General features: G+C 62.6%; 12 protein-coding genes. 6 read left to right on the forward strand and 6 right to left on the reverse strand.

Annotated elements, in window-relative coordinates; genetic code table 11:
- Nucleotides 1-86: 86 nt before the first annotated feature.
- Complete coding sequence (locus Q8O69_RS20385; protein ID WP_305594079.1) at nucleotides 87-932, reverse strand: ATPase; 846 nt, start codon at nucleotides 930-932, stop codon at nucleotides 87-89.
- A gap of 324 nt (nucleotides 933-1,256) precedes the next feature.
- Between Q8O69_RS20385 and Q8O69_RS20390 the strand changes: the two genes are divergently transcribed.
- Nucleotides 1,257-1,568, forward strand: a complete 312-nt coding sequence (locus Q8O69_RS20390; RefSeq protein ID WP_275960826.1) for a hypothetical protein — start codon at nucleotides 1,257-1,259, stop codon at nucleotides 1,566-1,568.
- Between the two features lie 17 nt (nucleotides 1,569-1,585).
- On the opposite strand, the gene Q8O69_RS20395 is transcribed toward Q8O69_RS20390, so the two are convergent.
- Entirely contained in the window at nucleotides 1,586-2,578 is a 993-nt protein-coding gene (locus Q8O69_RS20395) for an NAD(P)-dependent oxidoreductase (protein WP_305594081.1), read from the reverse strand.
- A 163-nt stretch (nucleotides 2,579-2,741) separates the two neighbouring features.
- Here Q8O69_RS20395 and Q8O69_RS20400 point away from each other — a divergent pair, with 163 nt between their 5' ends.
- Nucleotides 2,742-3,797 (forward strand): trans-acting enoyl reductase family protein, encoded by a 1,056-nt coding sequence (locus Q8O69_RS20400; protein ID WP_305594083.1) that lies wholly within the window; start codon nucleotides 2,742-2,744, stop codon nucleotides 3,795-3,797.
- Here the strand turns inward: Q8O69_RS20400 and Q8O69_RS20405 are convergent.
- The gene (locus Q8O69_RS20405) at nucleotides 3,790-4,683 is read right to left on the reverse strand and encodes a LysR family transcriptional regulator ArgP (RefSeq protein WP_305594085.1); all 894 of its coding nucleotides are present in this window, start codon (nucleotides 4,681-4,683) and stop codon (nucleotides 3,790-3,792) included. The genes Q8O69_RS20400 and Q8O69_RS20405 overlap by 8 nt on opposite strands.
- Before the next feature lie 99 nt (nucleotides 4,684-4,782).
- Here Q8O69_RS20405 and Q8O69_RS20410 point away from each other — a divergent pair, with 99 nt between their 5' ends.
- The 3 genes from Q8O69_RS20410 to Q8O69_RS20420 all read left to right on the forward strand — a co-directional run bounded on the left by Q8O69_RS20410 (nucleotide 4,783) and on the right by Q8O69_RS20420 (nucleotide 6,559).
- Nucleotides 4,783-5,184, forward strand: a complete 402-nt coding sequence (locus Q8O69_RS20410) for an ACT domain-containing protein (RefSeq protein ID WP_305594087.1) — start codon at nucleotides 4,783-4,785, stop codon at nucleotides 5,182-5,184.
- Nucleotides 5,185-5,189: 5 nt separating this feature from the next.
- Entirely contained in the window at nucleotides 5,190-5,801 is a 612-nt protein-coding gene (locus tag Q8O69_RS20415; RefSeq protein WP_305594089.1) for a LysE/ArgO family amino acid transporter, read from the forward strand.
- Nucleotides 5,802-5,977: 176 nt separating this feature from the next.
- Nucleotides 5,978-6,559, forward strand: coding sequence for a superoxide dismutase (locus Q8O69_RS20420; RefSeq protein WP_167142437.1), 582 nt, complete (start codon nucleotides 5,978-5,980; stop codon nucleotides 6,557-6,559).
- Nucleotides 6,560-6,623: 64 nt separating this feature from the next.
- Here Q8O69_RS20420 and Q8O69_RS20425 read toward each other — a convergent pair whose 3' ends face one another.
- Nucleotides 6,624-7,268 (reverse strand): hypothetical protein, encoded by a 645-nt coding sequence (locus Q8O69_RS20425; protein WP_305594093.1) that lies wholly within the window; start codon nucleotides 7,266-7,268, stop codon nucleotides 6,624-6,626.
- A gap of 1 nt (nucleotide 7,269) precedes the next feature.
- The gene (locus Q8O69_RS20430; protein ID WP_305594095.1) at nucleotides 7,270-8,565 is read right to left on the reverse strand and encodes an ammonium transporter; all 1,296 of its coding nucleotides are present in this window, start codon (nucleotides 8,563-8,565) and stop codon (nucleotides 7,270-7,272) included.
- Nucleotides 8,566-8,898: 333 nt separating this feature from the next.
- On the opposite strand from Q8O69_RS20430, the gene Q8O69_RS20435 reads away from it, so the two are divergent.
- Nucleotides 8,899-10,962 carry a bifunctional diguanylate cyclase/phosphodiesterase gene (locus Q8O69_RS20435; RefSeq protein WP_275960817.1) on the forward strand — a complete coding sequence of 688 codons (2,064 nt, stop codon included), beginning with the start codon at nucleotides 8,899-8,901 and terminating at the stop codon, nucleotides 10,960-10,962.
- Between the two features lie 61 nt (nucleotides 10,963-11,023).
- On the opposite strand, the gene Q8O69_RS20440 is transcribed toward Q8O69_RS20435, so the two are convergent.
- On the reverse strand, nucleotides 11,024-11,920 hold the full coding sequence (locus Q8O69_RS20440) for a GIDE domain-containing protein (RefSeq protein ID WP_305594097.1): 897 nt from the start codon (nucleotides 11,918-11,920) through the stop codon (nucleotides 11,024-11,026).
- Nucleotides 11,921-11,980 lie beyond the last annotated feature (60 nt).

Consider the following 11,980-nt stretch of genomic DNA (forward strand, 5'->3'; position numbering starts at 1 on the left):
ACAGAGGCTCGCCAGTATCTACCTGAGGTTTAAACGCCTCAAAAAAGAAGCCCGCCAATCGGCGGGCTTCTTTGTTTGCGGCTAACTTAGCGTGCGTCAATCTGCTGCTGCAGGTTCTGCACCTGCGCCTGCAGGGTGCTGATATTGCGGGTCATCTGCGCGCGGAAGGCGTCGAACTCAGCCGTGCTGCTGCCGGCGGAACGGGTTTCCAGATCGCTTTTCAGCACCAGCAGGTCCTGCTCGACACGAGCGATGGCCTGGTTGGGGTTGCCCTGCTTCTTCAGCGCATCAATCTCGCCACTCAAGCTGGCAAGCTTCTCGTCGAGCTTGCTCTGCCCGGCCAGCGCGCTTTTCAGGGTGGCTTGCTCGCTTTTCAGCGCGGCCTGCTCGGCAGTGAGTTTCTTCAAAGTGGCTTCGAGCTTTTCGCCACCACCTTCCTGGCCTTTCAGCTGCACCGCCAGTTGCTCAAGGCGCTTGTTCTGATCGCCCTGCTTACTGCTGGTGCCTTGGTGCTGCTTGCTCAGCTCGGCCAGTTTGCTTTCCAGCTGCTTGACCTGCAGCTTCAGCGCTTCGCTGCCGCTGGTGACCGTGGATTCGGTGGCCACCACCTTGCCGGAAATATCCTGAATCCGCCCAGCCGCTTCTTCGCTAATACGCGCAAAGCTTTCCTGGGTGGCCACCAGTTGCTGCTCCATCAGGCTGATCTGCTGAAAGCTCCACCAGCCGAGCCCGCCCAGGGCAATCATCAAGGCACCGACCAGCGCCCAGAGTGGGCCGGTACTGGCCGACTTAACCGGTGCGGCGGCCGGCGCGCGGCCATAAGTGTTGCCGCGTGCTGGCTCCGGGTGATCGGTGGCGTAGTCATCGTGATCGCGCTGATCAGCCCGCAGGCTGGGCACGTGATCGAGTTCGTCGTGGGCATCGTTACGCATGGGTCAACCTTCAAGAAAGCGCGGGGATAGCAAATTGCCGCGCAGTATAACGGTTCGCGCGCAGCGCTTCAGTGTCGCGCCATGCCAGTGCGAAACGCACCGACGAAGGGCACGGCACAGGCCATCGACTCGCTGCAGGCCGCGCAGTTCCACAGAGTGTGAACTGGTATGCGCTTTGCACTTGTCTATTTGCGACGTTATCGCAGCACCAGGGAGCAAAGGGGCTGCAGGCGCGATCCGCACGCGGCAAACGCGGCGAGACCAGGCAGGTGGCATTCCGGATGGATGACGCCTAGCCCACTTGTACTAACGGGGGAAAGGTCCATGGAGCTGAATAGAGAAGTACTGGATTGCATGATGAGCCTGCGCCGCAGGCTGCGCGAAGAACTGACGGTGGACATTCGCATGAGCCAGCCTGATGCGATCAACAGCATGCTCAGCGCCTGCCTCACCTCAAGCAGCGAGGAAACCCGCCAACTCGGGCAACTGCTGGCCCAGTACAGCGACCGCCCCTTCGGCGAGCCCGCGAGCACACCACGTATGCAGGCCGGCCACCCGCTGCTGGTAGAAGAAAGCGCGCATCGCCCGCCCAGCGCCTCGGTGCGCATGTATCGCGGGCAGCGCGTCTACGCCTGAAACCTGTTTAGCCGCAATCAACTCGGATGATGCGCCTGCCACCAGGCGCAGAACTCATCCAGCGCACTCCATAGGCTGGCCTTGGGTTCGTACTCCAGATACTGCTGCGCGCGGCTGATATCCAGGGAGAAATCCTTGGCCATCACCGCTACGCCCAGGCGAAACAGGGTCGGCTCCGGGCGACCGGGTAGCAGCTTGCACACGCCCTCATTCAGGGCCGCCGCGCCATACGACAGGCCATAGGGTAGATGGCGGGTCACCGGCGGCAGGTCGAGTTTGCGCAGCACATAATTGACCACATCCCACAGCGGTACCGGCGCGCCATTACTGATGTTGTAGACCTGCCCAAGCGCCGGCCCGGCCGCCAACAGGCAGCTCATCAGCGCTTCGTTGAGGTTGTGTACGCTGGTGAAGTCGACCTTGTTGAGGCCGTTGCCAATAATCGACAAGCGTCCCTTGCGCTGCATATTGATCAGGCGCGGAAAGATGCTGGTATCGCCCGCCCCGGTGACAAAACGCGGACGCAGCGCCAGCACTTCCAGGCCGAACTCCTGAGCGGCAAACACCTGCTGCTCGGCGAGAAACTTGGTTTTGCCGTAGTGATCGGAAAAACGCTTGGGCAGCTGTTCTTCACGCAGGCCAACATGCGCCTGGCCATCGAAATACACCGACGGCGAGGACAGGTGCACCAGACGGCGCACCTTCTGTTTCAGGCAGGCATCCACCACATTCTCGGTGACCGTTACGTTGGCCTGATAGAAGTGCTCGTAACGCCCCCAGACGCCGACCGCGCCGGCGCAGTGCACCACCGCCTCAACATCCTGACACAGTTGCTGCACCAGCTCCGGGTCAGACAGATCGCCCTGCACAAACTCTGCGCCACGCGAACACAGGTGCTCAACGCCCTCGGCGCGCCGACCATTGACCCGCACACTCAAGCCCTGCTCCAAGGCAAAGCGGGCGAAACGCCCACCGATAAAGCCACTGGCTCCGGTTACCAGAATCTTCATTGCCGCCCCCTCTGCCGTGATTGCAGGCCACTCTAGCAGCGCACACCGGGCGCTGCCGTGGCATTGCAAGCCAGAACAACGACCGCACACACCCTGCGATAGGCCAACAGGGCCGCACATAGCGACTAAGCTGCCCCCACACCACACAACAAAGGAGCACTGGATGGCCACGCACTGGATGATCTACGGCGCCAACGGCTACACCGGCCACCTGCTGGCCGCCGAAGCCAAGCGTCAGGGCCTCACGCCGATTCTGGCGGGGCGCAACCCGGCCGCCGTACACGCCCTGGGCAGCCTGCTGGGCCTGGAGTGCCGGATATTCGATATCCATCAGCCGGATCGCGCCAAGGCAGCCCTGGCCGATATAGCCGTGGTCGCCCACTGCGCCGGACCGTTCTCTGCCACCAGCGCGCCGATGCTCTACGCCTGCCTGGCCAGCGCCACCCATTACGTCGATATCACCGGCGAGATCAGCGTATTCGAAGCGGCCCATCAACGGGATCAACAAGCGCGCGAACTGGCTGTGGTGGTCTGCCCCGGCGTGGGCTTCGATGTGATCCCCAGCGATTGCCTGGCCGCCTGTCTGCATCAGGCCCTGCCCGATGCCACGCACCTGGCGCTGGGCTTCGACTCTGGCAGCGGGCTGTCGCCCGGGACCGCGAAAACCTCGGTGGAAGGTCTTAAACATGGCGGCAAGGTGCGCCGCGCGGGCGTTATCACCGATGTGCCGCTGGGCTATAAACGCCGCGCCATCAACTTTGGCCGCGGTGAAAAGCCGGCGGTAACGATTCCCTGGGGCGATGTCTCCACCGCCTACCACTCCACCGGCATCGACAATATCGAGGTGTACCTGCCGACACCGACAGTGGCCGCAATCGTGATGCGCCTGATCGACCCGCTACGCGCCCTGCTGGGCCTGGATGCGGTGCAGAACTGGCTCAAGCGGCTGATCGAAAAACGTGTCAGCGGCCCCGATGAAGCCAGTCGCACGCGCCAACGCACCTGGCTGTGGGGCGAGGCACGCAATGCCGCAGGCGTGGTAAAAACCGCGCGACTGGAAACTGCCAACGGCTATGACGTCACCGTGCACGGCGCCTTGCTGGCCGTACGGCACTTGCTCGACTACAACGGCCCCGGCGGCTACTTCACCCCCAGCAAACTGCTCGGCGAGCGCTGCGTGGAACAGCTGCCTGGCTCAGGCAAGGTGGTTATCAGCTAAGCGTCACCAGGCTTTGCCCGGCGGCCTGGGTAAGGTGGCGCGTCAGCTGATTAAGCAGCTCACCGCCATTGCGCCAATGGTGCCAGTACAGCGGCACATCAATGGGCCGCTCGCTGATCAATTCGACCAGCTCGCCACGGGCCATCTCCCCCTGCACCTGCAGTTCGGGGATCAACCCCCAGCCAAACCCGGCCTGCGCCAGGCGGATAAAGCCCTCGGATGACGGGCACAGGTGGTGGGCAAACCCGCCTTCCACGCCGAGGCCGGACAGGTAGCGGTGCTGTAGCAAGTCATCAGGACCGAAGACGATGGCAGGCGCATGAGCCAGCGCCTGCGCCGTCACACCCGCCGGGAAATGCCGGGCGATAAACGCCGGGCTGGCCATGGCGCGATAACGCATCGCTCCCAGCAGCACGGCACGCGCACCGGCCACCGGGCGCTCACTGGCGCATACGCAGGCCGCCACCTCGCCGGCGCGCATGCGTTTGAGGCCGACTTCCTGATCCTCCACTACCAGATCCAGCAGCAAACGCTGCTCGTTGCAGAACGCGCCCACGGCGCCGGCCCACCAAGTGGCGAGGCTGTCGGCGTTCAACGCAATACGCAAACGCTCAGGCAAACCGCCCTCATCCAGCCCCGGCACCTGCGCCTGAATATCGCGCTCCAGCAAACGCACCTGCTGCACATGGTTAAGCAAACGTCGACCGATTTCCGTCGGCGCAGGCGGCACCGCACGCACCAGCACCGGCTGACCGACCCGCGCTTCCAGCAGCTTGATCCGCTGCGACACCGCCGACTGCGACAAACCCAGCACCTGCGCCGCACGCTCGAAGCCGGCCTGCTCCACAACCGCGGCCAGGGCGGCGAGTAGTTTGTAATCCAGCAAAATAAGATTTCCTAATGAGCGATCAGGATTATTGGTTTCTCTTATATACCCAGCCACAGCAGACTGGCCAGCATCACCACTCTGAACAAGGCAGTCCGCATGGCCGGCGAAACCTCACTGACAACCTTGCTGCGCAGCATGAGCCCGCAGCTGAACGATGGCGCTTACGTGTTCTGCTGTTTAAGCGATGCCGCGCAACTGAAGGGCGTGCAGCCGCTGGGCAGCTTTCAGGAAGCCGAAGGCCTCACGGTGATCGTGCAGCGCCAGCAGGCCGAACTCCTGCTCTTGCCCTACAGCTACGTGGCCGCCTGGCTGACGCTGCATGTGCATTCGGCCCTCGAAGCCGTCGGCTTGACGGCTGCCGTCGCCAGCGCACTGGCGCACGCTGGGATCAGCTGCAACGTGATCGCCGGTTTCTATCACGACCACCTGTTCGTCGCCCACGCCGATGGGCCGCGTGCGCTGGCCGTCCTACAACAGCTCAGCGAGCAGGCGGAGTAACCGCTATGTGGCAGAGCTATAGCAATGGCTTACTGATCGCCGCCGGGCTGATCATCGCCCTCGGCGCACAGAATGCCTTCGTCCTGGCGCAAAGCCTGCGCCGCGAGCATCACCTGCCGGTGGCGCTGCTCTGCGTGGTCTGCGATGCCCTGCTGGTCACTGCCGGGGTGTTCGGCCTGGCCGCCGTGCTGGCGCAGAGCCCGATCCTGCTGGGCGTAGCACGCTGGGGTGGCGCGGCCTTTCTGCTCTGGTATGGCGCCCAGGCGCTGGTTCGCGCCAGTCGCCCGCAGGCGTTGGCTCAGACTAGCGACAGCGGCCCGCGCTCACGTCGCGCGGTGCTGCTGGCGGCTTTAGCCGTGACTCTGCTCAACCCGCATGTGTACCTCGACACCGTGCTGTTGATCGGCTCACTCGGCGCCCAGCAGCCGGTGCCCGGTGCCTATGCCCTCGGTGCGGCCAGCGCTTCTTTAATGTGGTTCTTCTGCCTGGCCCTCGGCGCGGCTTGGCTTGCACCCTGGCTGGCGCGCCCAAGCACCTGGCGCTTTATCGACCTGGGCGTGGCCTTGATGATGTTCAGCATTGCCTGGCAGCTATTGAGCAACCCCGGCATGCTCTAAAACGGCCCTGAAGCAACATGCCGAGGTGGTTTTCCACACAGTTGCCGCGTGTTTAAGGCGCGGGGCGAGTGCTATGATCCAGGGCTTGCGGCGCAAAGAGATAACTCACGCCGCTGAGATGGCCGCCCGTGATCGGCCTCGCGCACACCGCACCTGACCTGATTAGGAGATAGACAATGGCTTTCGAATTGCCGCCGCTGCCCTACGCACATGACGCCCTGCAGCCGCACATTTCCAAGGAAACCTTGGAATTCCACCACGACAAGCACCACAACACCTACGTCGTGAACCTGAACAACCTGGTCCCTGGCACCGAGTTCGAAGGCAAAACTCTGGAAGAGATCGTCAAGACCTCCTCGGGTGGCATCTTCAACAACGCCGCTCAGGTCTGGAACCACACCTTCTACTGGAACTGCCTGGCGCCTAACGCCGGTGGCCAGCCGACTGGTGCCCTGGCTGACGCGATCAACGCGGCCTTCGGTTCCTTCGACAAGTTCAAGGAAGAGTTCAGCAAAGTTTCCATCGGCACCTTCGGTTCCGGCTGGGGCTGGCTGGTGAAGAAGGCTGACGGTTCCCTGGCTCTGGCCAGCACCATCGGCGCCGGCTGCCCGCTGACCAGCGGCGACACCCCGCTGCTGACCTGCGACGTATGGGAACACGCCTACTACATCGACTACCGCAACATGCGTCCGAAGTACGTCGAGGCGTTCTGGAACCTGGTCAACTGGGACTTCGTAGCGAAAAACTACGCCGCCTAAGTACCTGCGTTACCCACAAGAAACCCGGCTCTGCGCCGGGTTTCTTGTTATGTGGATAAGCGTTTTACAGAAGCTTGCGCGGGGGAAAAGCCAAGTGCAACGCCTCTACTTGCTGCACTGCCTGACTCAGGCGCTGATCGGCGATGACCGGCCCCAGGTACTCGCACAGGCCGATATACAGCAGGTTGAGCAACTGCCGTAACTGCTCAAGGCCCAAGCCAGCGGCCTCCAGCGCCGCGCCCTGCTCCAGCCAGGCACGCACCAGCAGGCGCTGTTCGTTAGCCACGCTCAACCCGGCAAGATTGCCCGCCGCAAAGCGCCGCAAACGCGGCAGCAGCTCGGCCTCAAGCTCATTGAACAACACACGACTCAGCGCCTCGAAGGTATGCCGCGCCTGACTATCAGGGCCGCCCCGTAACGGAGCCGCCACGCCCATCCGCTGCCGCCAGCTGAGCAGCAGCGGCTCCGGGTCAGGCAGCAAGGCCGATAACGGCCCGGTCAGCGCGCCCACCAGTTCACGGTAGAGCTTGGCGCGCTCCAGCTTGCGTTCAGTGGTCGCGGCCACTTCACCGAGAAACTCATTGAGGGCGAACGGCGGTTTGTCGGCATATTTGCTTTCCCACAGCGCCAGCACGGCCAGCAGTTCGTCTTCGGCAAAGTGCCCGGCCAGTCCGGTGTAGATCGCCCGTCGGCGAGTTGCCAGGCTCATCTCACACCTTCCTCGGCAGGTCGTGGCTGTCGAAGGTCACGGTCAGGTTGAACTCGGGGTAACCCACCTCGGCATGTTCGGCATAATCCAGGCCGCGCTGCTCATGCTGGGTCGAGGTACGCAGGCCGAGGGTTTTCGCCAGCAATAAATAGAGCATCAGCGCCAGCGGGAAGGCCCAGACAAACGCCACACCGGCGCCGAGCAGCTGCACGCCAACCCGCTCCCAGTTGAACAGATCACCACTGAAGAACAGCCCGGCCGCCACGGTGCCCCAGACGCCGGCAAAGCCATGCACGGGCACGGCGCCGACCACATCATCAAGCTGCCAGCGCTCCAGCAGGCGCATGCCGAACACCACCACAAAACCGGCTACCAGCCCGGTCAGCAGGGCAAACAGCGGCGACATCGTCGCGCAACCGGCGGTGATGCCGACCAGCCCACCGAGCGAGCCGTTCACCGTGGTGGTCAGCAGCACCGGGCTGGAGGTGCTGCGCTGCGCCAGAAAGGCGCCCAGTGCTCCGGCCGAGGCTGCCAGATGGGTATTCAGGGCAATCAGACCGAGGCTGACATTCATCTCCAGGCTGCTGCCGGCGTTGAAACCGAACCAGCCAACCCAGAGAATAAAGCCGCCCAGCGCGACCAGGCTGAGGTTGTGCCCGGGAATACTGCGCGGCGTACCGTCCGCTGCAAAACGGCCCAGTCTCGGCCCTAACACCAGAATGCCGGCCAGCGCACACCAGGCGCCGATGCTGTGCACCACGGTCGAGCCGGCGAAGTCGATAAAGCCCAGCGCCGCCAACCAACCCTGGCCGCCATAGATGCCGCTCCACACCCAGCTGCCAAACACCGGGTAGATAAACCCGCTGATCACCACCGCGCCAATCAGGTAGGCCGAGTAACGCGTACGCTCGGCCATAGCGCCACTGGCGATGGTTGCCGCGGTGGCGGCGAACATCATCTGAAACAACAGAAAGGTGAAATCCCAGGGTTCGCCATCGTGTGGCGCGAAATGGCTCATGCCGAACCAGCCGGTGATATTGCTGCCGAACATCAGGCCGAAACCCAGCAGCCAGAAGGTGATGCCGCCGACGCAGCCGTCCATGTAATTTTTCATCATCACATTGACCGCGTTCTTCGCTCGCGACATGCCGCTTTCCAGCAAGGCAAAGCCGGCCTGCATAAAGAACACCAGCACGCTGGCCAACACCAGCCAAGCGGTGTTGAGTGCCTCATCGCTGGCCGCCTGTGCCAGCGGTGAAACCGCAAATGCAGCTATCCCTAACAGTCGAGTTTTCATCGCAGCGTCCCCCATGACGGTGAGTACCGGGGCCTTCGCAACTCTCATGCCAAAGGAAAAAATAGCTGGGCGCGCGTTTTAACCTTGCCTAGCAACGGCCCGAAGGGTGGCCACCAGGGATGGCAGCGCATAAAAAACCGCCCAACGGTGCTCAAGCCACAAGCAACTCGCACCGACACAGTGCAAGCAGCCAACACCGCTGCCAGTGGTCGCGCCATCGCCGCGCAGATAATTTGTTCGACAAAGTTTGGTAATGGCCCTTTGACTGCAAGCGCGACTTTGCCAATACTCACTAGCGTCTGACGCCGAAGGCCTCGAACAAGGAACCGTCATTTGAAGCTGGAACTCAAAAACAGCTTGTCACTTAAGTTGCTCCGCGTAGTGCTGCTTTCGGCACTGATCGTCGGCGTGGTCTTGAGTCTTGCCCAGATCGTCTTCGACGTTTACAAAACACGTCAGGCAGTGGCCAACGACGCGCACCGGATTCTCGGCATGTTCCGCGACCCCTCCACCCAGGCGGTTTACAGCCTGGACCGGGAAATGGGCATGCAGGTGATCGAAGGCCTGTTCCAGCACGAGTCGGTACGCATGGCCGCCATCGGCCACCCCAACGAGCCGATGCTGGCGGAAAAAGCCCGAGAGCAAGTCGACATCCCCACGCGCTGGCTGACCGATCCGATCCTTGGTAAAGAACAGAATTTCACCACCCAACTGGTCGGCCGCGGCCCCTACAGCGAATACTACGGCGACCTCAGCATCACCCTCGACACGGCCCCCTACGGCGAGAGCTTTGTCACCAACTCGGTGATCATCTTTATCTCCGGTGTGCTGCGCGCCCTGGCCATGGGGCTGGTGTTGTACCTGGTCTACCACTGGCTGCTGACCAAACCGCTGTCGAAGATCATCGAGCACCTGACCAATATCAACCCGGACCGCCCCAGCGAGCACAAGTTGCCGATGCTCAAGGGCAACGAGAAGAACGAACTGGGGCTGTGGATCAATACCGCCAACCAGCTGCTCTCCTCCATCGAACGCAACACCAACCTGCGCCGTGAAGCGGAAAACAGCCTGCTGCGCATGGCCCAGTACGACTTCCTTACCGGCCTGCCGAACCGTCAGCAACTGCAACAGCAACTCGACCAGATTATCGAAGACGCCGGCCGCCTAAACCGCCGCGTGGCGGTGCTCTGCGTAGGCCTGGATGACTTCAAAGGGATCAACGAACAGTTCAGCTATCAGACCGGCGACCAGTTGCTGCTGGCCCTGTCCGACCGTCTGCGCAGCCACAGCGGTCGTCTCGGCGCCCTCGCCCGCTTGGGTGGTGACCAGTTCGCCCTGGTGCAGGCCGATATCGAGCAGCCTTACGAGGCCGCCGAGCTGGCGCAAAGCGTACTCGACGACCTCGACAACCCGTTTATGCTGGACCAGCAGCAAGTGCGCCTACGCGCCACCATCGGCATTACCCTGTTCCCGGAAGATGGCGACAGCACCGAGAAGCTGCTGCAGAAAGCCGAACAGACCATGACCCTGGCCAAAAGCCGCTCACGCAACCGCTACCAGTTCTATATCGCCAGCGTCGACAGCGAAATGCGCCGCCGCCGCGAGCTGGAAAAAGACCTGCGTGACGCCCTGGCGCTGGACCAACTGCATCTGGTTTACCAGCCGCAGGTCGACTACCGCGACCACAGCGTGGTTGGCGTTGAAGCGCTGCTGCGCTGGCAGCACCCACAACATGGTTTCGTGCCGCCGGACCTGTTTATCCCTCTGGCCGAACAGAACGGCACCATCATCCCGATTGGCGAATGGATTCTCGACCAGACCTGCCGCCAACTGCGCGAATGGCACGATCAGGGCTTCACCGAGCTGCGTATGGCGGTCAACCTGTCCACCGTGCAGCTGCACCACGCCGAGCTGCCACGGGTGGTCAACAACCTGATGCAGGTCTACCGCCTGCCACTGCGCAGCCTGGAACTGGAAGTTACCGAAACCGGCCTGATGGAAGACATCAACACCGCCGCCCAGCACCTGCTCAGCCTGCGTCGCTCTGGCGCGCTGATTGCGATTGACGACTTCGGTACCGGCTACTCCTCGCTGAGCTACCTGAAGAGCCTGCCGCTGGACAAAATCAAGATCGACAAGAGCTTCGTACAGGATCTGCTGGAAGACGAAGACGACGCGACCATCGTGCGCGCCATTATCCAGCTGGGTAAGAGCCTCGGCATGCAGGTCATCGCCGAGGGCGTGGAAACCGTCGAGCAAGAGGCTTACATCATCGCCCAGGGCTGCAACGAGGGTCAGGGCTACCTGTACAGCAAGCCGCTGCCGGCACGCGAGCTGACTGCCTACCTGAAGCAGGCCAGACGACTGAACAGCGCCGCCAACCCCGCCACGCTCTAGCGCCGACACCTACAAAAAAGCCCGCCAAATTTGGCGGGCTTTTTATGCGCGGCGCTTTCACCTAGAAGCTGTTGATACCAAGCAACCAGGCTGCTGCCAAGGCGCCGGCCAGGCACAGCACAACACCGCCAGCTGCCTGCCAGTAGAACTGCCGCACCAGCTCATCCTCACCGGCACAGGACAAGATAAACGGCTGCGCCTCGCGTGGTTTGCCCAGCTGATGCTGCACGGGCTGGGTACTTTGCCGACGATGCCGATCTTCGGCTTCCAGGCCCGCCGCCAGCTGTACGCGCTGCCATTCACGCTCATCCAACTGGCCATTGCCGTCGCTGTCGAAGCGCTGCAGCAGGCCGCCGAAGTCGCCCTTCCATTCGCGGATTACCGCACCTTGAGCGGCTGGCAGATCCAGCCCCTGACGACCACCACCGCTGCTGCGAAAATCACCAATGGCATACAACGGCTGGCCGGCATGCAAACGTTCTTCGGTATAGCGGTAACGCTCGTCGTTGCTGAACAGCGCGCGCCAACCGGCTTTTGCCGCGCCCAGCGGATGACGCAAGCTGCCTTTCCACACTTCACGGGTCAGCGGCCGCACCTGTGCACCGCGCGGGTCGACCAGGCAGCTGCCGGTGCTGTCGTCGAGTCGCAGCAACGCCTCGCTGCTGCCGCTTTCCAGGGTGCGCCAGCTGCGTTTCTTGCCGCTTGAGGTGTACTCCTCGATCTTGTAACGCCACCACAGGCAAGGCGTATTGGTCAGCGGACCGAGCAGAGCAGGCTCGGCGCTGTCATGCAGTACGCCGTAGAACTCGACATAGCCCTGAGCAGCCGAACGAATCTTCGAAGTCGGCGTATCGAGCAGATGCCGCGCCTGGGAGAAACGCCGCAAGAACCACCACGCCCCGCCCGCACTGACCGCCACGCTGCAGGCCAGCCCGACAACCTGTCCTTGAATATCCACGGCCTAGCCAAACAGCGACTTGTGGTCGACATCGGCTTTCTCGCCCTCGCTGAACTCCAG

Source organism: Pseudomonas sp. (genome assembly GCF_030690725.1).
Lineage (GTDB): Bacteria > Pseudomonadota > Gammaproteobacteria > Pseudomonadales > Pseudomonadaceae > Aquipseudomonas.

Bases quoted from the DNA above. Each gene is read 5' to 3' on its own strand.
- Q8O69_RS20430 (WP_305594095.1), bottom strand. From the start codon at position 8,565: ATGAAAACTCGACTGTTAGGGATAGCTGCATTTGCGGTTTCACCGCTG.
- Q8O69_RS20415 (WP_305594089.1), top strand. From the start codon at position 5,190: ATGTGGCAGAGCTATAGCAATGGCTTACTGATCGCCGCCGGGCTGATC.
- Q8O69_RS20385 (WP_305594079.1), bottom strand. From the start codon at position 932: ATGCGTAACGATGCCCACGACGAACTCGATCACGTGCCCAGCCTGCGG.
- Q8O69_RS20390 (WP_275960826.1), top strand. From the start codon at position 1,257: ATGGAGCTGAATAGAGAAGTACTGGATTGCATGATGAGCCTGCGCCGC.
- Q8O69_RS20420 (WP_167142437.1), top strand. From the start codon at position 5,978: ATGGCTTTCGAATTGCCGCCGCTGCCCTACGCACATGACGCCCTGCAG.
- Q8O69_RS20410 (WP_305594087.1), top strand. From the start codon at position 4,783: ATGGCCGGCGAAACCTCACTGACAACCTTGCTGCGCAGCATGAGCCCG.
- Q8O69_RS20425 (WP_305594093.1), bottom strand. From the start codon at position 7,268: ATGAGCCTGGCAACTCGCCGACGGGCGATCTACACCGGACTGGCCGGG.
- Q8O69_RS20395 (WP_305594081.1), bottom strand. From the start codon at position 2,578: ATGAAGATTCTGGTAACCGGAGCCAGTGGCTTTATCGGTGGGCGTTTC.
- Q8O69_RS20400 (WP_305594083.1), top strand. From the start codon at position 2,742: ATGGCCACGCACTGGATGATCTACGGCGCCAACGGCTACACCGGCCAC.